Origin of the sequence: Arthrobacter sp. 9MFCol3.1 (genome assembly GCF_000620385.1) — a bacterium.
GTDB lineage: Bacteria > Actinomycetota > Actinomycetes > Actinomycetales > Micrococcaceae > Arthrobacter.
The window spans coordinates 125,684-146,272 of the sequence record NZ_JIBJ01000006.1 but is presented as its reverse complement, the minus strand read 5'-3'; the positions used below and the strand labels follow the sequence as shown (position 1 = coordinate 146,272).

Annotated in this window: 14 protein-coding genes and 1 tRNA gene; 11 read left to right on the top strand and 4 right to left on the bottom strand. The window is 69.0% G+C overall.

Annotated features, from left to right (window positions below):
* Positions 1-53 precede the first annotated feature (53 nt).
* On the bottom strand, positions 54-1,811 hold the full coding sequence (locus C560_RS0107770) for a dolichyl-phosphate-mannose--protein mannosyltransferase (protein ID WP_026537759.1): 1,758 nt from the start codon (positions 1,809-1,811) through the stop codon (positions 54-56).
* 57 nt (positions 1,812-1,868) lie between these two features.
* On the opposite strand from C560_RS0107770, the gene rsmI reads away from it, so the two are divergent.
* A complete protein-coding gene (rsmI, locus tag C560_RS0107765; protein ID WP_442853146.1) occupies positions 1,869-2,789 on the top strand; it encodes a 16S rRNA (cytidine(1402)-2'-O)-methyltransferase in 921 nt (306 codons plus the stop codon).
* A 317-nt stretch (positions 2,790-3,106) separates the two neighbouring features.
* Positions 3,107-4,606, top strand: a complete 1,500-nt coding sequence (locus C560_RS0107760) for an NAD-dependent succinate-semialdehyde dehydrogenase (protein ID WP_026537757.1) — start codon at positions 3,107-3,109, stop codon at positions 4,604-4,606.
* 44 nt (positions 4,607-4,650) lie between these two features.
* On the opposite strand, the gene C560_RS0107755 is transcribed toward C560_RS0107760, so the two are convergent.
* From C560_RS0107755 to C560_RS0107745, 3 genes are read right to left on the bottom strand one after another with little or no spacing between them, the layout of a single operon-like run.
* Positions 4,651-7,182, bottom strand: coding sequence for a transglutaminase TgpA family protein (locus C560_RS0107755; protein ID WP_026537756.1), 2,532 nt, complete (start codon positions 7,180-7,182; stop codon positions 4,651-4,653).
* A complete protein-coding gene (locus C560_RS0107750; protein WP_026537755.1) occupies positions 7,179-8,720 on the bottom strand; it encodes a DUF58 domain-containing protein in 1,542 nt (513 codons plus the stop codon). Before C560_RS0107750 ends, C560_RS0107755 begins: the two co-directional genes overlap by 4 nt.
* 14 nt (positions 8,721-8,734) lie before the next feature.
* The gene (locus C560_RS0107745) at positions 8,735-9,820 is read right to left on the bottom strand and encodes an AAA family ATPase (RefSeq protein WP_051082314.1); all 1,086 of its coding nucleotides are present in this window, start codon (positions 9,818-9,820) and stop codon (positions 8,735-8,737) included.
* 246 nt (positions 9,821-10,066) lie between these two features.
* Here C560_RS0107745 and C560_RS0107740 point away from each other — a divergent pair, with 246 nt between their 5' ends.
* The 9 genes from C560_RS0107740 to C560_RS0107700 all read left to right on the top strand — a co-directional run bounded on the left by C560_RS0107740 (position 10,067) and on the right by C560_RS0107700 (position 20,578).
* The gene (locus tag C560_RS0107740) at positions 10,067-10,954 is read left to right on the top strand and encodes a TatD family hydrolase (protein ID WP_026537754.1); all 888 of its coding nucleotides are present in this window, start codon (positions 10,067-10,069) and stop codon (positions 10,952-10,954) included.
* 305 nt (positions 10,955-11,259) lie between these two features.
* Positions 11,260-12,405 (top strand): ubiquitin-like domain-containing protein, encoded by a 1,146-nt coding sequence (locus C560_RS0107735; protein ID WP_026537753.1) that lies wholly within the window; start codon positions 11,260-11,262, stop codon positions 12,403-12,405.
* Between the two features lie 204 nt (positions 12,406-12,609).
* Positions 12,610-13,449 (top strand): 16S rRNA (adenine(1518)-N(6)/adenine(1519)-N(6))-dimethyltransferase RsmA, encoded by an 840-nt coding sequence (rsmA, locus tag C560_RS0107730; RefSeq protein WP_197026125.1) that lies wholly within the window; start codon positions 12,610-12,612, stop codon positions 13,447-13,449.
* 70 nt (positions 13,450-13,519) lie between these two features.
* Entirely contained in the window at positions 13,520-14,482 is a 963-nt protein-coding gene (locus C560_RS0107725; RefSeq protein ID WP_026537751.1) for a 4-(cytidine 5'-diphospho)-2-C-methyl-D-erythritol kinase, read from the top strand.
* Positions 14,483-14,554: 72 nt separating this feature from the next.
* Entirely contained in the window at positions 14,555-16,384 is a 1,830-nt protein-coding gene (locus tag C560_RS0107720; protein WP_026537750.1) for an ABC-F family ATP-binding cassette domain-containing protein, read from the top strand.
* A 665-nt stretch (positions 16,385-17,049) separates the two neighbouring features.
* Positions 17,050-17,121 (top strand) — tRNA-Gln (locus tag C560_RS0107715).
* 43 nt (positions 17,122-17,164) lie between these two features.
* Positions 17,165-18,706, top strand: a complete 1,542-nt coding sequence (gene glmU, locus C560_RS0107710) for a bifunctional UDP-N-acetylglucosamine diphosphorylase/glucosamine-1-phosphate N-acetyltransferase GlmU (RefSeq protein ID WP_026537749.1) — start codon at positions 17,165-17,167, stop codon at positions 18,704-18,706.
* A gap of 5 nt (positions 18,707-18,711) precedes the next feature.
* Positions 18,712-19,692, top strand: coding sequence for a ribose-phosphate diphosphokinase (locus C560_RS0107705; RefSeq protein WP_026537748.1), 981 nt, complete (start codon positions 18,712-18,714; stop codon positions 19,690-19,692).
* Positions 19,693-19,969: 277 nt separating this feature from the next.
* Positions 19,970-20,578: a 50S ribosomal protein L25/general stress protein Ctc gene (locus C560_RS0107700; protein ID WP_026537747.1), complete on the top strand. Its 609-nt coding sequence runs from the start codon at positions 19,970-19,972 to the stop codon at positions 20,576-20,578.
* Positions 20,579-20,589: the final 11 nt, after the last annotated feature.

Sequence of the window (20,589 nt, the reverse complement as noted above, 5' to 3'; positions counted from 1 at the left end):
CTCCATTTCCTGGTCCGCCCGGAGTTCGGCGGACATTCCCCTGCAATCCTGCCCTAGATCCAGGACGGCATCCACATCCGGATGCGCCAGTCCTGGTACGGGATCACCTCGGCCGTCCAGACCGGATAGAAGAACGCGGACACCAGCACGGCCGCCACCACGAACACCGCCACCAGGTAGAACCCGGACCGCCGGCGCCAGAGGGGGTCGCCGCGCTGGCCGAGCACCAGCCCCAGGCAATAGACGAGCGCCAGCACCAGGAACGGTTCAAAGGACACGGCGTAGAAGAAGAAGGTGGTGCGCTCCGGGTACAGGAACCAGGGGAGATACCCTGCGGCCACTCCGGCCAGGACGGCGCCGGCGCGCCAGTCGCGGCGGCCTGCCCACCAGAACAGGAGGACGCCCAGGCTCACGGCCGCGCTCCACCAGATCAGCGGGTTGCCGACGGAGAGGATGGCGGTGGTGCAGTTCGTCAGTTCGCAGCCCGGCGTGCCCTGCCCGGGGGATTCGTAGAAGAAGGACGTGGGCCGGCCCATGACCAGCCAGCTCCAGGCGCTGGCCTCGTAGGGGTGGTCGGCACTGAGGCCCTGGTGGAACTTGTAGGCCTCCAGGTGGTAATGCGCCAGGGACCGGACGGCGTTCGGCAGCCAGCCCCACTCGGCCGAGGGGTTGGTCTCGGCCCAGTGCCTGAAGTAGGCGTCCGTGGAACGGAACCAGCCGGTCCATGTGGCGCCGTAGACCAGGGCGGCCACCGGAACGATGCTGAGGAACGCCGGGACGCCGTCCTTGAGGATGCCGCCGCTGATCCAGGCGTGCACTCCGGCGATGCGCCGTGCACTGAGGTCCCAGAAGACGGTCAGCAGGCCGAATCCGGCCAGAAAGAACAGTGCGGACCATTTCGTGCCGACCGCCAGGCCCAGGCAGATGCCCGCCGCGAGGCGCCACCACCGGATGCCGAGCCAGGGCCCGGAGGTGAGCTGCAGCGCCGAGGGCAGCCCCGTGGCGGAGGCCGCGGCCTGCCGGCCGAGCCGGGCTGCCAGCCGCCTCCGGCCGTCGTCGCGGTCCATCAGCAGGGCCCCGAACGCGGCGAGGATCCAGAACATGAGGAAGATATCCAGCAGCGAGGTCCGGGACATGACCAGGTGGTGGCCGTCCACGGCGAGCAGGACGCCGGCCGCAGCACCCAGGGTGAGCGAGCGGAAGAGCTTTTGCGCGATCAGGGCCAGCAGGAGGATGGACAGCGTCCCCGTCAGGGCCGCACCGAACCGCCAGCCGAAGGGGTTGTCCGCCCCGAAGAGCCACATGCCCGCGGCGATCATCCACTTGCCGACCGGCGGGTGGACCACGTACTCGGGCGTGTTCAGCAGCATGCCGGGGTTGCCGGCGATGAAGGAGTCGTTCGCCCGGTCCGGCCAGCTGCGCTCGTACCCGCTGACCAGGAAGGAGTATGCGTCTTTGACGTAGTACGTTTCGTCAAAGACCAGGTTGCGCGGCGTGTCCAGCCGGACGAACCGCAGCACGCCGCCCAGTGCGGCGGTCAGGACGGGAATGAGCCAGTACCAGAGCCGAAGCGACGCCGGGTAGTCCCGCCAGCTCTGGAGGCCGCCGATCAGGCGTTCCCTGAGGGCCTCCGGGGTGTTGGACTCGGCGGGGCGGCCGATCCAGCGGTGCCCTTCAAGGTTGCGGCCGGTGCTGACGCGGCTCCGGTCCTGGCCGCCGGTCCGGCCGTGGGGACGGCCAGGGCCTGTTGCCGGCGATGCGTCAGGGCCGGTCTCGGGCTGCCGCGTGGGGGTCTGGGTCACGTTGCCCATGCTACCTTTCGCAGCTGTGCTCGCAGGGCTCCGCCCCGGCGGCAGTAGGCTGGTCCTGTGGACCACGAACCCAGCACCTCCCCCCTTCCTTCCCTCGATCCTGCCCTCGACGGCGATGCCGTCGCCGCCGTGACCGCCCCCGGCGGCCCAGGCAGGATCGTCCTGGCGGCGACGCCGATCGGGAACACCGGCGATGCCTCGGCGCGGCTGGTGGAGTTGCTCGCGACGGCGGACATTGTCGCGGCGGAGGACACCCGGCGGCTGCACCGCCTCGTGCAGAGCCTCGGCGTCACCGTGGCGGGCCGGATCATCAGCTATCACGAGCACAATGAGGCAGCCAAGACGGCTGACCTGCTGGCCCAGGTCCGGTCCGGAAAGACTCTCGTGATGGTGACCGACGCCGGCATGCCCTCCGTCTCTGATCCGGGGTTCCGGCTGGTCGAAGGCGCCGTGGCGGCCGGCCTCACCGTCACCGCGGCGCCGGGACCCTCCGCCGTGCTGACCGCCCTGGCCCTGTCGGGCCTGCCGACGGACCGCTTTTGTTTCGAGGGTTTCCTGCCGCGCAAGGCCGGTGAACGCTCCTCGCGGCTGGCGGATCTCGACGCCGAGCGGCGCACCATGGTGTTCTTCGAGGCGCCGCACCGGCTGGAACCCATGCTCAGGGCCCTGCGCGAAAGCTTTGGCGCGGACCGCCGGGCCGCCGTCTGCCGTGAACTCACCAAGACCTATGAAGAGGTCATCCGCGGGACCCTGCGCGAACTGCTCGAATGGGCCGAGTCCAGCGAGGTGCGCGGCGAAATTGCCGTGGTGGTGGGCGGCGCTCCGGAACGCGAACCCGGCCGCCCCGAGGATCACGTGGCTGCCGTCAACGGGCTGATAGCCCAGGGCATCCGGCTGAAGGAGGCCGTCGCCGCAGTGGCCGATGATGCGAAGGTCAGCAAGCGCGAACTGTATGCCGCGGTCCTCGCTGCACGCTGAGCCGCGTGCTGTTTCAGGTGGCGGGGCCGGGCGCTGTTCAGGTGGCGGGTGCCGGGCGGCGGGTTTCCGCGCGTCGGCGGGCTTCAGCGTCGGGCCGGAACCGGACTCCGGGCTCATGCAGACCGGTTGTGCAGCTGCACAGCATATTCTGGATCGGGTAGTGCGCAGATGCATAGACTTGCCAGTGAGCGCGGCAGTACCGTGGCAGTAATCCAGACGCGCGTGCCTGCCTGTGGGGACGAGCGCCTACACCGAAAACTAATTCAAAAGACTTGTGCCCAAACTAGTTGAACCGAATTGCTGACGAGGGAGTCATTGTGACTGTAACTGCCCAGCCCATTGTTTCCGCGGAGCGGGAGAGCGCCCTGCTGGCGTCCGTTCCGACGGGCCTGCTGATCAACGGCGAGTGGCGTCCGGCCGCGTCCGGGAAGACCTTCGACGTCGAGGATCCCGCGACCGGGAAGGTCCTGCTCAGCATTGCCGACGCCGGTCCCGAGGACGGCAAGGCGGCCCTGGACGCCGCCGCGGCCGCGCAGGAGTCCTGGGCCAAGGTCCCGGCCCGGGAACGCGGCGAGATCCTGCGCCGCGCCTTCGAAATGGTCACGGCCCGCGCCGAGGACTTCGCGCTCCTGATGACTCTGGAGATGGGCAAGCCGCTGGCCGAGGCCCGTGGCGAGGTCACCTATGGTGCGGAGTTCCTGCGCTGGTTCTCGGAGGAGGCCGTCCGTGCGTTCGGCCGCTACTCGGTCTCCCCGGACGGCAAGTCCCGGCTGCTGGTGACTAAGAAGCCGGTGGGCCCGTGCCTTTTGATCACGCCGTGGAACTTCCCGCTGGCGATGGCGACCCGCAAGATCGCCCCCGCGGTCGCGGCCGGCTGCACGATGGTGCTCAAGTCCGCGAACCTGACCCCGCTGACCTCCCAGCTGTTCGCCGCCGTGATGGTCGAGGCCGGCCTGCCTGCCGGTGTCCTGAACGTCATCCCGACCTCCACCGCCGGGGCCACCACGGGTCCGCTGATCAAGGATCAGCGCCTGCGGAAGCTGTCGTTCACCGGTTCCACCGAGGTCGGCCGGCGGCTGCTCGCGGACGCGTCCGAGACGGTGCTGCGGACCTCGATGGAACTCGGCGGGAACGCCCCGTTCGTGGTCTTCGGGGACGCCGACATCGACGCCGCCGTCGCGGGGGCGATGCTGGCGAAGCTGCGGAACATGGGCGAGGCCTGCACCGCGGCGAACCGGTTCATCGTGCACGAGTCCGTCGCACAGGAGTTCGCGGAGAAGTTCGCCGCGAAGATGGCGGACATGACCACCGCCCGCGGCACCGAGGCCGAATCAAAGGTCGGACCGCTGATCGATGCCAAGAGCCGGGACAAGGTCCACGAACTCGTCACCGACGCCGTGAACTCCGGCGCGGTCGCCGTGACCGGCGGCTCCGCCGTCGAGGGCCCTGGCTACTTCTACAAGCCCACGATCCTCACCGGTGTGAGCGAGGGCAGCCGGATCCTGTCCGAGGAAATCTTCGGACCCGTCGCCCCGATCATCACCTTCGACACCGAGGACGAGGCCGTCCGGCTCGCGAACAACACCGAATACGGGCTGGTGGCCTACGTCTTCACCCGGGACCTGAACCGGGGCATCCGGATGGGCGAACGGCTCGAGACCGGCATGCTGGGCCTGAACGCCGGCGTGGTCTCCAACGCGGCCGCCCCGTTCGGCGGCGTCAAGCAGTCCGGCCTGGGCCGCGAAGGCGGCCTCGAGGGCATCGAGGAATACCTCTACACCCAGTACATCGGCATCGCCGACCCCTACGCCGGCTAACCACACACGCTAGCGGCGGCGCACCCGCCGGCTAGCCACACACGCTAGCGGCGGCGCACCCGGCGGACGGAGTTGCGGATCTTCCCCCAGGATCCCGCAAACCCCCGCCGGGTGCGTTGTGCTGTCCGGGAGAGGATCCCGCGGGGCAGCTGCAGGGACCGTTGCCAGCCGGACATGACCGACGGCGGCAGCCAGGCCGCGCGCAGCCGGACCAGGAATCCCGCGTTGGCGCGCAGCGAGGCCTGCACCAGGGCGACCCTGGCCGCGGCGGAGTCGGCAAGATCCTCGGAGCCTGCGTTCCGCGCCGGACCGGCGGCGCCGCCCGGGCGGCCGTACTGCTCACGTTCAAAGTCCTCGGTCAGGGCGGCCGCGGCCCGCTGGCCGGGCCCGTCCGCAACGCCGGGTTCCGCCATGGCCTCCGAGGCGCGCAACCGCTGGGAGAAATGCCGCGGCGTCTCGCTCGCTCCGGGCGCCATTCCGTAGTCCGTGGCCAGATCCCGCAGTTCCGCCCAGGCCGGCAGGGCCGTCCCGCCCGTGGCGCCGGGATAGCCGCGGTCCGCCGCCCTCAGCCTGCGCCGCCGCACGCCGCTGCGCACCAGCCGCGGGGAGGCCACCAGCAGTGCCAGCAGCAGCACCGCGGCAACGCCGTACAGCACCTGTGCCGCCTGCGCCCCGCCAGGCGCCGCCGTGCCCGCCCCCGGCGCTGGGACCGGGACGGGGACGGGGAACGGTGCCTGGGTGGAGCCGTCCCCGGGGGTCAGGGCGTCGTTGCGATCATTGGTGCTGGCACCACTGGGCGCGGAGGCATCCGTGGCGTACGCCGGAACGACGCCGCGGGACGGTGTCGGCTCAAACGCGACCCAGCCGACGCCCTGGAAGTAGAGTTCCGGCCAGGCGTGGGCGTCCCGGGCATCGACCTCGAATTCCGGAAGCGGACCCTGGCCCGAGACCGCCACTGTGGCCCCGGTGTTGCGCCCCGGCGCGTAGCCCACGGCGATCCTGCTCGGAATGCCCTCCAGCCTGGCCATCACGGCCATGGCGGAGGCGAAGTGAATGCAGTAGCCGCTCTTCTGGGTCAGGAAGTCCGCCAGCACGGACAGGCCGTTGCCGTCGTAGCCGCCCTGCACGGGGGACTGCAGGGAGTAGCTGAACTCGGTGGAGCGCAGGTACCTCTGGATGGCCATGGCCCGCGCATACGGCGAGTTGGCACCCGCCGTCACCGTGTTGGCCGTGCTGCGCACAACCTCCGGAACGTTCGACGGTTCCCGGAGGAACTGCTCGGGGACACCGCGCACCGGCCCGGAAGCCCCCGCCAGCAGTGCTGCCGTGAGCTGGGGAGTGACGGACGAGACCACGTACTGCTGGTCGCGGGAATTTGTGTCCACCCCCTTGATGCTCAGCGTGGCAGGATCCCAGCTCCAGCGCCCCGAGAGGCCGTTGACAGCTTCCGGCGCATACGGTGCCGGCAGGTAGGGGCTCGTGTACTGGCCGGTGTTGACGGCCGTCAGCACGCGGATCTCGGCCGGGGCGGCCTCATGCCCGGCCTCGATCCTGCCGGTTCCCGGTTGCCGGGTCGACTCCCGGTCATCGGGTGACCAGGAATCGCCATCAAAGTTGTCCACCGTCACCGAGCGCAGGTACGGCGTCGTCGGCGCGTTCGTGGCGAAGGTGATCCGGCCCTCGCCGGAAGGGCTGCGCAGGCTGTTGCCCAGGCTGATCATCGGATTCAGGCCGGTGGCGCCACCGAACGGGTTCAGCCGCGAGCCCTGCGGGAACGTGCCCTGATCGAAACCCGGGATGACCAGCTGCAGCACCAGCGTGAGGGTCAGCGCCGCGACGGCAGTGACCGCGCCGCGCCGAAGCTGGCCCGGGTTGCGGGCGGTGTCGGCCAGGGTGCGGGTATCCGGCGTATACCAATGGCTGCACCCGAGGATCAACAGGTACCCGACGGCGGCGCCCACGAACCCCAGCACCCCAACGCTTTGCGGCTTGACCATGGCCGGCACCACGAGGATTGCCAGGATCCCCATCCCGCTCGTGGCCGGCAGCGCCAGCGGGAACGCCAGGGCATCGATCAGGATCACCAGCAGCCCGAGGACCGCGCAGATCAGCATGACGATTCCGGCGTTGGGGGCCACCGGGGTGCTCTCGGCCAGGACCGTCTCGCTGGCCCGCCGGAGGAACTTCCCCAGGTAGTTCATGGTCTCCGGGGACGGGATGAACCCCGCAATGCTGTGCTGCCGGAAGAAAATGAAGGTCACGGCCACGATCAGCGTCACCAGGGCGCCGGCGGTCACCAGCCAGGGCCGGGCACGCAGGGACCGGAGCAACGCGAGGGAGAACGCAACGGAGAGTACCGTACTGAATACCGGGGAGTACCAGGCCCACCCACGCAGAACGCCGTTGAATCCGAGGGCCGCGCCCGCGACGGCCACCGAGACGGCGGCCGCCATCACCCAGGGCTGGGCGCCGCGTGTGTCCGGCCGGGACGCTGCGCCGGAGGGCAGGACTGTCGGTTCTTCCGTGCCGGCCGTGCCTGTGCCGGATCCGTGGCTGCGCTGCGGGGCGAGTGTCATGGCCGGCCTCCCACGCCGCGGCGGACGTCTGCCGCGGCGGACATCGCCGGGTCTGCCCGGTCGAAGGCCGCCCAGGCGTCAGGCAGCGAGCTCTGGGCGGATACCGCCAGGGCCCGCCATCCGCCCCGCCGCAGCGCCTCCAGCACCTCGGGCATTTCGCCGGAATCCTGTGCTTGGTCAGTGACCAGCAGTGCGAAGGCGTTCGCGCCGAACCCGGCGGCCGGGGACAGTGCCCGGGCCTCGGCCGGGGTCAGGCCGCCCAGGACTGCCAGGACCGGTCCCCGCAGCCGGTGGGCGGAGAGTTTGTCCATCAGGGTGTCGTCGAAGGCCTGCGGGGCATTCCCGGTACTCGCCGCGGCCCCGGAACGGAATCCGCGCGGCGCGGAGGATCCGGTGTTGGCTCCCGCCGCGGCATCCTGCGGGCGGGCCTGGAGGCGGGGCGCCGTGCGGTCACGGTGCGGGTGCGTGTGGTGGTGGGTGTGGAGCGGGCCGGAAAGCTCGATGGCGGCCAGGCTTTCGGCGATGGACTGCAGCCCGGCCGTTCCGGTGTATTCCTCGGCTTCCGGATCGGGAGCGGACGGCGAATTCCGGAAGGCGGGCGCACCCGCGGTGTCCAGGAACCGCAGCGAGTAGTTGCGTTCCGCGAGGTGCGCCCCGATCGACATCGCCGCCGTGACAGCCCATTCGAAGGCATCAGAGGTCAGCAGGTCATGGCCGTCCCCCTCCCCGCTCCCCGGGTGGCCGCCGGAGGAATGGGCACTGTGGCCGAACACGCCGTGGGGGTAGGCCGAGAGCCGCTGGTCCAGGATGATGGTCGCCTCGGGGGTGGTGACGGATTCCTCCTGCCGCACCATGAGGGACCCGTGGCGGGCGGTCGCGGCCCAGTGCACCCGGCGCAGTGGATCCCCGTGGCGGTATTCGCGGGTCATGACGTCGTCGTCGCTGGGGTTGGCCCGGGCCCGCGTGGGTGTGACGCCGTCGTGTCCGCGGGCGCCGGCCAGCCCCGTCTCCGGGAGCTCGATGGCGGCGGGCGTCACGGTGAGGAGGTCGCCGTCGTCAATCGCGTGGCGGTGGAAGGAGAGCCCGAAGGGATCGCTGAATTCCGCCGTGACGGGCCCGATCAGGAACTGGCCGCGCCTGGCCGAGCGGAGGTGGTACTCATAGCGGCTGGTGCCGCCGGCGGCCGCACGGGCCGGGAACCGGAAGACGGGCGACTCGCCGAACCGGGCGGGCAGGTGTTCCTCCATGACCGCGTGGCCTGCACCGGCCCCGGTCCGCGCGACGGCCAGCCGCACCGTGGCGCGCGCGGACGTTTCAACCGGCGACGGGCTGAATTCGCGGTAGACCCGGAACCTCGGCTTCAGGACCCGGGTTCCGGCCAGGGCCAGCACCGGCAGCACCAGCAGCAGGACGGCCAGTGCCAGCAGGTCCCGGCGCCCCATGATCTGCGCGGCCAGCAGCGACACCGCACCCGCGCCGAGCAGGCCCCAGCCGCGGCTGCTGAAGAAGTGCCCGGGGAACCGATCGCTCAATGCCACGGCGGATCCATTCCCTAGCGCGGATTGGGCAGTTTGGGCGACGGCGCGGCGGCCATGGCCGAGGCCTTCCGGGCCGGGCGGCCGGTTCCGTTGGGTGAGGCCGTCACGTCCGGGGTGACGGGAATCTTGGCGATAATGGCCCGGATGACGCTTTGCGGCGTCTCACCCGCGCTGGCCGCCTTGCGGTCGAGGATGATCCGGTGGGCGAGCACCGCTTCGGCGACGCTGACGACGTCGTCCGGCAGCACGAAGTCCCGGCCCTCCAGCGCGGCGGTGGCCTTCGCCGCACGCAGGAGCTGCAGCATGGACCGCGGACTGGCGCCGAGCCGGAGATATCCGCTTTCCCGCGTGGCCCGGCCCACGGCCACCGTGTACTCCTTGATGGACCGGGACACGTACACCTGCTGCACCGTGGCAATCATGGCGGCCACTTCCGCCGCGGTGACCACTGCCGTCACGCGGGCCAGCGGAGAGGAGGCCTGGTGGGTTTCGAGCATCTCCATTTCGGACTCGCGGTCCGGGTAGCCCATGGAAATCCGGGCCATGAAGCGGTCCCGCTGCGCTTCCGGCAGCGGGTAGGTGCCCTCCATTTCGATGGGGTTCTGCGTCGCCACCACCATGAAGGGCTCATCCAGCCGGTAGGACGTGCCGTCCACCGTGACCTGGTGCTCCTCCATGCACTCCAGCAGGGCTGACTGGGTCTTGGCCGAGGCGCGGTTGATTTCGTCCCCGATGACGATGTTGGCGAACACCGCGCCGTGCCGGAACTCGAAGGTCCGGGTCGCCTGGTTGTAGATGGACACGCCCGTGACGTCGGACGGGAGCAGGTCCGGGGTGAACTGGATCCGGCTGACGGAACAGTCGATGGTGCGGCCCAGCGTCTTGGCCAGGAGTGTCTTGCCCACCCCCGGGACGTCCTCCAGGAGCAGATGGCCCTGGGCGAGGAGGACGGTGAGCGCCAGTTTGGCTGCTTCGGCCTTGCCGTCGATGACCGTATTGATCGCCGTCAGGATCCGGGTGCTGGCTGAGTGAAAGGCGTCGGCGTCCATGGCCGGCAGTTCATGCCGCGGGGGACGCTGTCCGGCGGGGTTTGGGTCCATGGAGGCGCGGCCCGGGAGGCTCTGTCCTTGGGGGAGGATGTCGTCTACGGAAGTGCGGTGGTAGTCCATCGGCAGCCTTTCAGCCCTGGTGGGTCCCGGATCTGGCCGCCCGCGGCGGCCGGGCCCCGCAGTGGCGTTCACCTGTTTCCTAACGGGGAAATTACAGAGTATTAACAGACTACTAACACAACTGCCGGCCCTGACAGAGAGTTCCGGGGAAATCTGGCCTCCGGTTAGGGTGGATGGATGCTCAATCCCCTCACCCCCGTTCCGTTCCGGTCCCCTGGCAACGACGGTACCGGACGCAGCGGGTATCCGCCCGCACCGGAACCGCTCCCCGTGCCGGTCATGGATAACCACACGCATCTGGACTTTCCCGACGCGGAACTCGAGGTGGGCGTCAAGGACGCCCTCGACGCCGCCGCCGCGGTGGGCGTCCAAGGTGCGGTCCAGGTGGGCTGCGACCTCGAATCGTCCCGGTTTACGGTCAACGCGGTCGACCTCGATTCGCGGCTCCTGGGCGCTGTTGCCCTCCACCCCAACGATGCCCCCGGCTACGCCCGGCGCGGCGGCCTGGAGGAGGCCCTGGCCGAGATTGAGGCGCTCGCCGCCCATCCGAGGGTCCGGGCAATCGGGGAGACCGGCCTCGACTTCTTCCGGACCGAGGGGGAGGGGCTGGCCCACCAGCGCTATTCGTTCCGCCGCCATATCGACATCGCCAAACGGCTCGGGCTGACGCTGCAAATCCATGACCGCGACGCTCATGACGACGTCGTCCAGGTCCTGCGCGAAGAGGGGGCCCCGGAGCGGGTGGTTTTCCACTGTTTCTCCGGTGGCGAGGCGCTCGCCCGGACCTGCAACGCGGAGGGCTGGTATATGTCCTTTGCCGGAACCGTGACATTCAAGAACGCGACGGATCTGCGGGCAGCGCTGGCCATCGCGGAGCCGAGCCGGATCCTGGTCGAGACCGACGCGCCCTTCCTCACCCCGCACCCGCATCGCGGCCGCCCGAACGCGAGCTACATGGTGCCGTATACGGTGCGGGCCATGGCCCATGTGACTGGGTCGGAGCTGTCCGGGCTGTGCGCGCAGATCGCCGCAAATACGGTGCGGGCGTACGGATCCTGGGACTGAAACAGCCCTCATCCAGCCCCCCGGCATGGATACCGGGTATGCACAATTTCTTGGTTCCTTTATAACGCTTAGATTACAGTGGTCAACTATTAGCCGGGGTCGGGGAAGGCCTACGGATAATTTCACTCCTGCAGGGCGTGCATTGTGGCCAACAAACCACATGCGCGCTCTCGTTTTGGGTGAGGCAGTGCACGCATGTTCCGTGACGCTCCGGACGCGGTCTGGAGCCGCCGTTGGCGCGCTCGCGGAGGATGGCCACGTGCACTTTTCCCCGTGCCCGGAAGGTCCAAGAGATTCGGGCAATTGTGGTCAAGTTCTTCACATCGGACGGCAAGTTCAGCTTCGTCAAGGTTGGCACGCAGCTCGTGGTGCTGGTGGCACTGGTGCTGGGTCTCGTGGCCTTCGTCGGCAATAACAAGACGATCACACTCAACGTGGATGGCAAAGTCAGCTCCGTCCAGACCTTCGGCGGAACCGTCGGGGAAGTCGTCAAGAGTGCCAAGGTTGATCTGCAGCCATCTGACAGGGTGTCGCCTTCGGCGGACGCCCATGTGCAGGACGGGTCAGTCATCAACGTCAACCTCGCCAAGGCCGTCAAGGTCAGCCTGGACGGCGCGGAGCGGACCATCTCCACCACCTCGCCCACCGTCGAAGGGCTCGTGACCGAACTCGGCGTGGCCAGCGCCTCGCAGGTCTCCGTGCCGAAGGACGCCCAGCTCGCCGTCTCCGGCTCCTTCGTCGCCATCTCGACGCCGAAAAAGGTAAGCCTCGTTGCGGACGGCAAGGCAGCGGCGACCACCACGACGGCGGCCACAGTGGCCAAGGTGCTCGAGGATGCCGGGCTTAAGCTCGGGGCCAGCGACCGCGTCTCCCAGCCCGGGAACGCCCCCGTGGTCAACGACATGGTGATCAAGGTCTCCCGCGTCGACGTCAGCAAGACCGCCAAGACCACCGAGCCGGTTGCCTTCGAAACGCTCACCACCGAGAGCGCCGACATGTTCAAGGGCGAGAAGAAGGTCACCCAGGCCGGCGTCGCCGGCACCACCAGCAAGAGCTTCAAGCTGGTCCTCGTGGACGGCCGCGAAGCCTCCCGGACCCTGGTGTCCGAGACCGTCACCGCCCAGCCGGTCACCGAAAAGGTGACTGTCGGCACCAAGGAAAAGCCCAAGCCCGCCGCCAACACCGGCGCATCCGCCCCCGCCATGATGAACCAGGGCATGTGGGACAAGATCGCCCAGTGCGAATCCGGCGGCAACTGGTCCATCAACTCCGGCAACGGCTACTACGGCGGCCTGCAGTTCGACGTCAGGACCTGGCTCGGCTCCGGCGGCGGCGCCTACGCCCCGAACGCCGCGGCCGCCACCAAGGCCCAGCAGATCGACATCGCCAACCGCGTCTACGCCCAGCGCGGCCTGCAGCCCTGGGGTTGCGGCTGGGCCGCCTCCAGCTAGCAGGCCAGGCCTGCGGCTGACCGCCCGCCGCTGAACCGCCCGACTCCCGCGGCTGCCGACCACAGCCAGGGGAGAGCACAGGCCGGGTCCGGATTCCCTCCGGACCCGGCCTGCGGCGTACCGGCGCCGGGATAGGATACCTAGGTGACTGAACCGAGCCCCTCCGCCCCCGAAAGCCTGCCCGGAGCGGCGCCCGCACCGCTGATGGGTGCCTCCGATATCCGCCGGCTGGCAGAGGAAATCGGCGTGCGGCCCACGAAGACCCTTGGCCAGAACTTTGTCATCGACGGCAACACCATCCGGCGGATCGTGAACACCGCCGACATCCGGGCCGATGAGACCGTCCTGGAAGTCGGCCCCGGGCTCGGGTCCCTGACCCTTGGCCTGCTGGACGCCGCCCGCAGCGTGGTCGCCGTCGAAATCGATCCGGTCCTCGCCGGGCGGCTGCCGGCCACTGTCGGCGAGTGGCGGCCGAACGCCGTCGGGAATTTCCACCTGGTCCTGGCCGATGCCATGCGGGTCACCGAGCTTCCCGTCGAGCCGAGCGCGCTCGTGGCGAACCTTCCCTACAACGTGGCCGTTCCGGTGGTGCTGCACCTGCTGCAGCACTTCCCGAGCCTGCAGCACGGCCTGGTCATGGTCCAGGATGAAGTCGCCGACCGGCTCGCGGCCGGGCCCGGCTCCAAGACCTACGGCGTTCCATCAGTCAAGGCCGCCTGGTACAGCAGCATGCGCAAGGCCGGCGTGATCGGCATGAACGTTTTCTGGCCCGCGCCCAAGATCCATTCCGGGCTCGTCGCCTTCACGCGCCGGGAACCGCCCGTCACGACTGCCACCAGGGAGCAGGTCTTTGCCGTGATTGACGCCGCCTTCGCGCAGCGCCGCAAGACGCTCCGGGCCGCGCTGGCCGGCTGGGCCGGCAGTGCCGCCGAGGCCGAACGCTGCCTGCGGGCCGCCGGCGTCGACCCCACCGCACGCGGTGAAGTGATCGACATCGCCGCGTTCGCCAGGATCGCCGAGGCCCACGGGCAGCCGGACTCCTGAGCTCCTCTTCCGTTCCCCTGGGGGCCGGTGCGTGCTTGGAGCCCGGGCCGCGATGCCATAGCGTGGAGCCATGAACGCAGTGAGAGGGCGCTTTGCCGCGAGGACTGTCCGGGTGAAAGCTCCAGGCAAGGTTAACGTCTCACTGGACGTCGGACCGCTGCGGCCGGACGGCTACCACTCCGTGGCCAGCGTCTATCTGGCTGTCTCGCTCTACGAGGAAATTGCCGCCACCAGCACCGATACCGGCGAGATCACCGTCAGCATCAGCGATGCGAGCACCGTGGACCTCGATGGGGTGGACATTCCGCTCGATCACCGCAACCTGGCCTACAAGGCCGCAGCCATCATGGCCGACGTCTCGGAACACTCCACCGGTGTCCACCTGGAGATCACCAAACGGGTGCCCGTCGCTGGCGGCATGGGCGGCGGGTCGGCCGACGCCGCCGCCACCCTGCTGGCCTGCGACGCGTTGTGGAACAGCGGGCTCTCCCGCGATGAGCTGGCCCACCTGGCCGCCGAGCTCGGCGCCGATGTCCCCTTCGCGCTGCTGGGCGGCACCGCCGTCGGACTGGGCCTGGGCGATGAGCTCTCGCCGGCGCTGGTCAAGGCCCAGACGGACTGGGTCCTGGTCACCGCGGACTTCGGCCTGCCCACCCCGGAGGTCTACCGCACCCTGGACCGCCTGCGCGCGGCCGAGGGCGTGGCGGTGGACGAACCCGACGCCGTCGACCCCGGCGTGCTCACCGCCCTGCGCAGCGGCGACGCCGACGCCCTGAGCCGCGTCCTGGTCAACGACCTCCAACGCGCCTCGATCGAACTGGCCCCGGGCCTGCGCGAGACCCTGGGCCGCGGCGAGGCCTGCGGCGCGATCGCAGGCATCGTCTCCGGCTCCGGGCCCACTGTCGCGTTCCTCGCGCACAGCCCCGCCGCGGCCGCCGGACTCGCCGAAGAGCTCCGCCACCACAGCCTCGACGCCATGGCCGTGCACGGGCCGGTGCACGGGGCCCGCATCATCTCCGATACGCTCCTTTAGGAGCTTTTGACGCACCGCATCCCAGAACTTCACAGCTTCACTTCACCGATACACCTAAGAAAGCAGTTCCCAGTGGCACACCTGCTCGGCGGCGAGAACCTCACGGTCTCGTATGCAACCCGTACCGTCCTCGATGGCATTACCCTCGGCCTTGAAGAGGGCGACCGGATCGGCATGGTGGGCCGCAACGGCGACGGCAAGTCAACCCTGATGCGGCTGCTGGCCATGCGCTCCACCCCGGACTCCGGCCGCGTGACCAAGCGCAGCGAGGTCAACATCGGCTATCTGGACCAGAGCGACGTGCTCGACGGCGACCTCACCGTCGGCGCCGCGATCGTGGGGGACCAGGCCGACTATGAGTGGGCCCGCAATCCCCAGATCCGCGAAGTCATGGGCGGGCTCGTGTCCGACGTCGACTGGCACGCCAACGTCCATGCGCTCTCCGGCGGGCAGAAGCGGCGTGTGGCGCTGGCCAAGCTGCTGATCGAGGACCACGACGTCATCATGCTCGACGAGCCGACCAACCACCTCGACGTCGAAGGCGTTGCGTGGCTGTCACGGCACCTGAAGACCCGCTGGCGGGCCAACCAGGGCGCCTTCCTCGTGGTCACCCACGACCGCTGGTTCCTCGACGAAGTCTGCACCAAGACCTGGGAAATCCACGACGGCATCATGGACCCGTTCGACGGCGGCTATGCCGCCTACGTCTTGGCCCGGGCGGAGCGCGACCGGTCCGCTTCCGTGATGGAAAGCAAGCGCCAGCAGCTGGTGAAGAAGGAGCTCGCCTGGCTCCGGCGCGGCGCCCCCGCCCGGACCGCCAAGCCCAAGTTCCGGATCGAGGCAGCCAACGCCCTGATCGCGGACGTCCCCGAGCCGCGCGACTCGACGGCGCTGAGCAAGATGGCCACCGCCCGGCTGGGCAAAGACGTCCTGGACCTCGAGCACGTCTCCCTGGACTTCGTCGGCGGCGAGGCCGGGCAGAAGCTCTTCGACAACATCACGCTGCGCCTCGCTCCCGGGGAGCGGCTGGGCCTCGTGGGCGTCAACGGCGCCGGCAAGACCACCCTGCTCAAACTCCTCAACGGCGAGATCCAGCCCACTTCCGGGAAGGTCAAGCGCGGCAAGACGGTGGTCACCGCGGTCCTGACCCAGGAGGTCAAGGAACTCGACGACGTCTCGGACCTGCGCGTGATCGAAGTGATCGAGCGGGAAAAGCGCTCCTTCAACGTCGGCGGCAAGGAATTCACCGCCGGACAGCTCGTGGAGCAGCTTGGCTTCACCAACGAGAAGCAGTGGACCCCGGTCAAGGACCTCTCCGGTGGCGAACGCCGGCGGCTGCAGCTCCTGCGCCTTCTCGTGGGGGAGCCGAACGTGCTGATGCTTGACGAGCCGACCAACGACCTCGACACCGATACCCTCGCCGCCGTCGAAGATGTGCTCGACGGCTGGCCCGGCACGCTCGTTGTGGTCAGCCACGACCGGTACCTGCTGGAGCGCGTCACGGACCACCAGATGGCGCTCCTGGGCGACGGCAAGATCCGCGCCCTGCCGCGCGGCGTGGACCAGTACCTCGAACTGCGCGAAGGGGCCCTGGCCGGCTCCACGATCACCGGCGGCGGGAATCCCGTCACCTCCGCCGGCGGGGGTTCCGCTCCCGCCGCCAGCGGCCCTTCCGAGGCCGAAAAGCGCGACGCCCGCAAGGCCAAAAACCGGATCGACCGCCAGCTGGGCAAACTCAAGCAGCAGGAAGACAAGATCCACGCCCAGATGACGGCCGGTGCCGGGGACGCCAGCAAGTTCGACGAGCTCGCCGGGCTCAACGCGAAACTCCAGGAACTGGCCGGGGAACGCGAAGCCCTCGAACTCGAGTGGCTTGAGGCCCTGGAAGTGCTGGGGGAGTAGCCTCCTGCCCTCCCCGGGACATGCCCAGTGTGTGCACCCACCGCTGGACATGTCCCTCGCAGCGCCAAGATCCCGCGGGGCATGTCCCGTGGCGCGGGCCACCACCGGACATGTCCCCTGCAGGGCTGAAATCCCGCAGGACATGTTCCGCTCCGGAGGCCACCACTGGACATGTCCCCTGAGGGGATGAAATCCCCCGGGACATGTTCCTCGGCGCGGGCCAGGGTTGGGCATATTGGCATTATGTCCACTGCTGGGGACCAACGCTGGGCATGTCCCGCTTAGGGAACGGGTCTCGGCGCGCCCAGGAAGACACGTTCCGCGGAGTGCGTGAATCCTGCAGGACCTGTTCCGCTCCGGAGGCCACCACTGGACATGTCCATTGCAGCGCCAAGATCCCTCAGGACATGCCCCTCGGCGCGGGCCAGGGTTGGGCATATTGGCATTATGTCCACTGCTGGGGACCAACGCTGGGCATGTCCCGCGGAGTGCAGGGATCTTGCAGGACATGTATCTTCGCGCCGACCAAGAATGGGCATGTCCCGTGGCGCCGGCCGCGCCGCCCTCCCGCACCTGCCGGCCGCCCTTCCGCGGCCCTGAGTCGCACGAGCATCAACCTTCGTGGCAGAATTGATTCTCGTGCCACAGGTCAAGCCTGTGCACGGTCCGCTCTGGTGTAATGGCAGCACCCCGGCCTTTGGAGCCGTGGAGTATAGGTTCGAGTCCTATGGGCGGAACTTGGCGAGACACACTGCGCAACCAAGCAAGGAGAGCCAATACGTGAGCCCCGAGAATACTGGCCCAGCCGCCGTGATCGTCCTAGCTGCAGGGGCCGGTACCCGGATGAAATCCCGTACCCCCAAAATTCTCCACGAGATCGGCGGCCGCTCCCTGGTCGGCCACGCGCTCCAGGCGGCCCGCAGTATTAACCCCCGTGAGCTGGCCCTCGTGGTCCGGCACGAACGCGACCTCGTCGCCGCCCACGTCGCCGCCCTCGATCCGCAGGCCCTGATTGTTGACCAGGACGATGTACCAGGCACCGGCCGCGCGGTCGAAGCGGCACTGGAAGCGCTCGACACGCTCAACCCCCAAGGACGGCTGGGCGGAACGGTCGTGGTCACGTACGGCGACGTCCCGCTGCTCACAGGCGGCCTGCTCGCCGAGCTCGTCGCCGCCCACGAGGCCGAGGGCAACGCCGTCACCGTCCTCACCGCCGTGCTCGACGACGCCACCGGCTACGGACGCATCCTCCGCGCAGAAGACGGAACCGTCACGGGAATCCGCGAACACAAGGACGCCACCAGCGCCGAACGCGACATCCGTGAGGTCAACTCCGGCATCTACGCCTTCGACGCCGCCGTGCTGCGCGACGCGCTGGTGCACGTCACCACGGACAATGCCCAGGGCGAAAAGTACCTCACCGATGTCCTGGCCCTGGCCCGCGCCGCGGGCGGCCGCGTCGCCGCCGTCGTCACCGAAGACCGCTGGCAGGTGGAGGGCGCCAACGACCGCGTCCAGCTCTCGGCGCTCGGCGCTGAACTGAACCGCCGCACCCTCGAAGCCTGGATGCGCGCCGGCGTGACCGTCGTGGATCCCGCCACGACGTGGATCGACGCCACGGTGACGCTCGACGAGGACGTCCGCCTCCTGCCCAACACCCAGCTGCACGGCAGCACCACGGTGGCACGCGACGCCGTCGTCGGCCCGGACACCACGCTGACCGACGTCACGGTGGGACCCGGCGCCACGGTGATCCGCACCCACGGCTCCGGCTCCACGATCGGGGCGCGCGCCAGCGTGGGCCCCTTCACCTACCTGCGCCCGGGCACCGTCCTGGGCGAGACCGGCAAGATCGGCGCGTTCTACGAAACCAAGAACGTCACGATCGGCCGCGGCTCGAAGCTGTCCCACCTCGGCTACGCCGGGGACGCGGAAATCGGCGAGGACACCAACATCGGCTGCGGCAACATCACCGCCAATTACGACGGCGAGAAGAAGCACCGTACGGTGATCGGCTCGGGTGTGCGCACCGGTTCGAACACCGTGTTCGTGGCCCCCGTGCGCGTGGGCGACGGCGCCTACAGCGGCGCCGGCGCGATCATCCGCCAGGACGTCCCGGCCGGCGCCCTCGCCGTCACCCTGGCCAAGCAGCGGAACTCCGAAGGCTGGGTTGCGGCCAACCGCCCCGGTTCCGTCTCCGCCGCCCTGGCCGAGTCCGCCCGGGCCGGATCAGGCCTGGCCCAATCCGCCGCGGTCGATACAGTCGCCGCGGGCGCCGCCCCAACATCCTCCACTACTCCGGCACCGACAGAAGAGGGCTAGCAATCATGAGCGAAATTACGGCACACGGCGAGAAGAAGCTGGTGCTGGCCGCGGGGCGCGCGCACCCTGAGCTGGCTAAGGAGATCGCGAAGGAGCTCGGCACCGAACTGCTGCCCCTGGACGCCTACGACTTCGCCAACGGCGAGATCTATGTACGGGCCGGCGAGAGCGTCCGAGGCACCGACGCCTTCGTGATCCAGGCCCACCCGGCCCCGTTGAACAACTGGCTCATGGAACAGCTGATCATGATCGATTCGCTCAAGCGGGCCTCCGCCAAGCGCATCACTGTCGTGTCCCCGTTCTACCCCTACGCCCGGCAGGACAAGAAGGGCCGCGGCCGTGAGCCGATCTCGGCACGCCTCGTCGCCGACCTGTACAAGACCGCCGGCGCCGACCGCATCATGAGCGTGGACCTGCACACGTCCCAGATCCAGGGCTTCTTCGACGGCCCCGTGGACCACCTGATGGCCATTCCGCTCCTGGCCGACTACATCCGCACCAGGGTTGGTTCGGACAAGGTCACGGTCGTCTCGCCGGACACCGGCCGCGTCCGCGTGGCCGAGCAGTGGGCCGAGCGCCTCGGCGGCGCGCCGCTGGCGTTCGTGCACAAGAGCCGGGACCTCACCGTGCCCAACCAGGCCGTCTCCAAGACGGTCGTGGGCCAGATTGAAGGCCGCACCTGCGTCCTGATCGACGACATGATCGATACCGGGGGAACCATTTCCGGCGCCGTCCAGGTGCTCAAGAACGCCGGCGCCAAGGATGTCATCATCGCCGCGACGCACGCCGTGTTCTCCGATCCGGCGGCCCGCCGCCTGTCCGAGTCCGGCGCCCGCGAAGTGGTGGTCACCAACACGCTGCCGATCACCCCGGACAAGCGCTTCCCGCAGCTGACCGTGCTGTCCATCGCGCCGCTGATCGCCCGCGCCATTCGTGAAGTGTTCGACGACGGCTCCGTCACCAGCCTGTTCGACGGCCAGGCCTGAGCCGGCCAGCGGAGGGCCCGGTTTCAGGAACCGGCCCCTCCGCTGGTAGCCTTGTAGCGAAACCTTGGCGAGGGAGAGCGCCGGCATTCCGACTTGAATTCCGTATTGATGGGAAATTCATCGGAACCCGGACTGCTGGTCTCCGTAATCGACTGGGTCTGAATCTCCTTCTGAAGGGCAGCCGCACGGCAGCCCGGCGTTGAAGGTCGTAAACAGACCTCCGCCCTTGCTGAACACCGTTTAGTCCCACAGCCTGAAATCCCACGAGGAGATACCCATGTCTGAGCAGAAGCTCGCAGCAGAAGTCCGCACCGAATTCGGCAAGGGCTTCGCCCGCCGCGCCCGCATGGCCAACCTGATCCCGGCCGTCATCTACGGCCACGGCGCCGAGCCGATCCACATCACCCTGCCGGCGAAGGCCACCACCCTGGCCGTCCGCACCGCCAACGCCCTGCTGACCCTGGACATCGACGGCGAGCAGCACCTTGCCCTCGTCAAGGACATCCAGCGCAACCCGATCAAGCAGATCATCGAGCACCTCGACCTGCTGACCGTCCGCACCGGCGAGAAGGTCACCGTTGACGTGCCCGTTCACCTCAGCGGCGAACTGGCTCCGGGCAACGTCCACAACCTGGAAATGACGGTCGTTTCCGTCGAGGCCGAGGCAACCCACCTGCCGACCGCCATCGAGGTCAGCATCGAAGGCCGCAGCGCCGGCGAGCACATCCACGCTTCCGACCTCGTCCTGCCGAAGGGCTCCACCCTGCTGGCCGACCCCGAAGCACTCGTCGTCAACATCTCCGAGGCCACCGAAAACGTCGTAGAGGGCGAAGAAGGCGAAGAGGGCGAAGCAGCTGCCCCGTCAGCCGAAGCAGCAGCCGAGTAATTCCGGCGAAT

Coding starts and splice junctions, on each gene's coding strand:
- C560_RS0107770 (WP_026537759.1), bottom strand. CDS start 1,811: ATGGGCAACGTGACCCAGACCCCCACGCGGCAGCCCGAGACCGGCCCT.
- C560_RS0107755 (WP_026537756.1), bottom strand. CDS start 7,182: ATGACACTCGCCCCGCAGCGCAGCCACGGATCCGGCACAGGCACGGCC.
- C560_RS0107745 (WP_051082314.1), bottom strand. CDS start 9,820: ATGGACCCAAACCCCGCCGGACAGCGTCCCCCGCGGCATGAACTGCCG.
- C560_RS0107740 (WP_026537754.1), top strand. CDS start 10,067: ATGCTCAATCCCCTCACCCCCGTTCCGTTCCGGTCCCCTGGCAACGAC.
- rsmA (WP_197026125.1), top strand. CDS start 12,610: ATGGGTGCCTCCGATATCCGCCGGCTGGCAGAGGAAATCGGCGTGCGG.
- C560_RS0107725 (WP_026537751.1), top strand. CDS start 13,520: ATGAACGCAGTGAGAGGGCGCTTTGCCGCGAGGACTGTCCGGGTGAAA.
- C560_RS0107705 (WP_026537748.1), top strand. CDS start 18,712: ATGAGCGAAATTACGGCACACGGCGAGAAGAAGCTGGTGCTGGCCGCG.
- C560_RS0107700 (WP_026537747.1), top strand. CDS start 19,970: ATGTCTGAGCAGAAGCTCGCAGCAGAAGTCCGCACCGAATTCGGCAAG.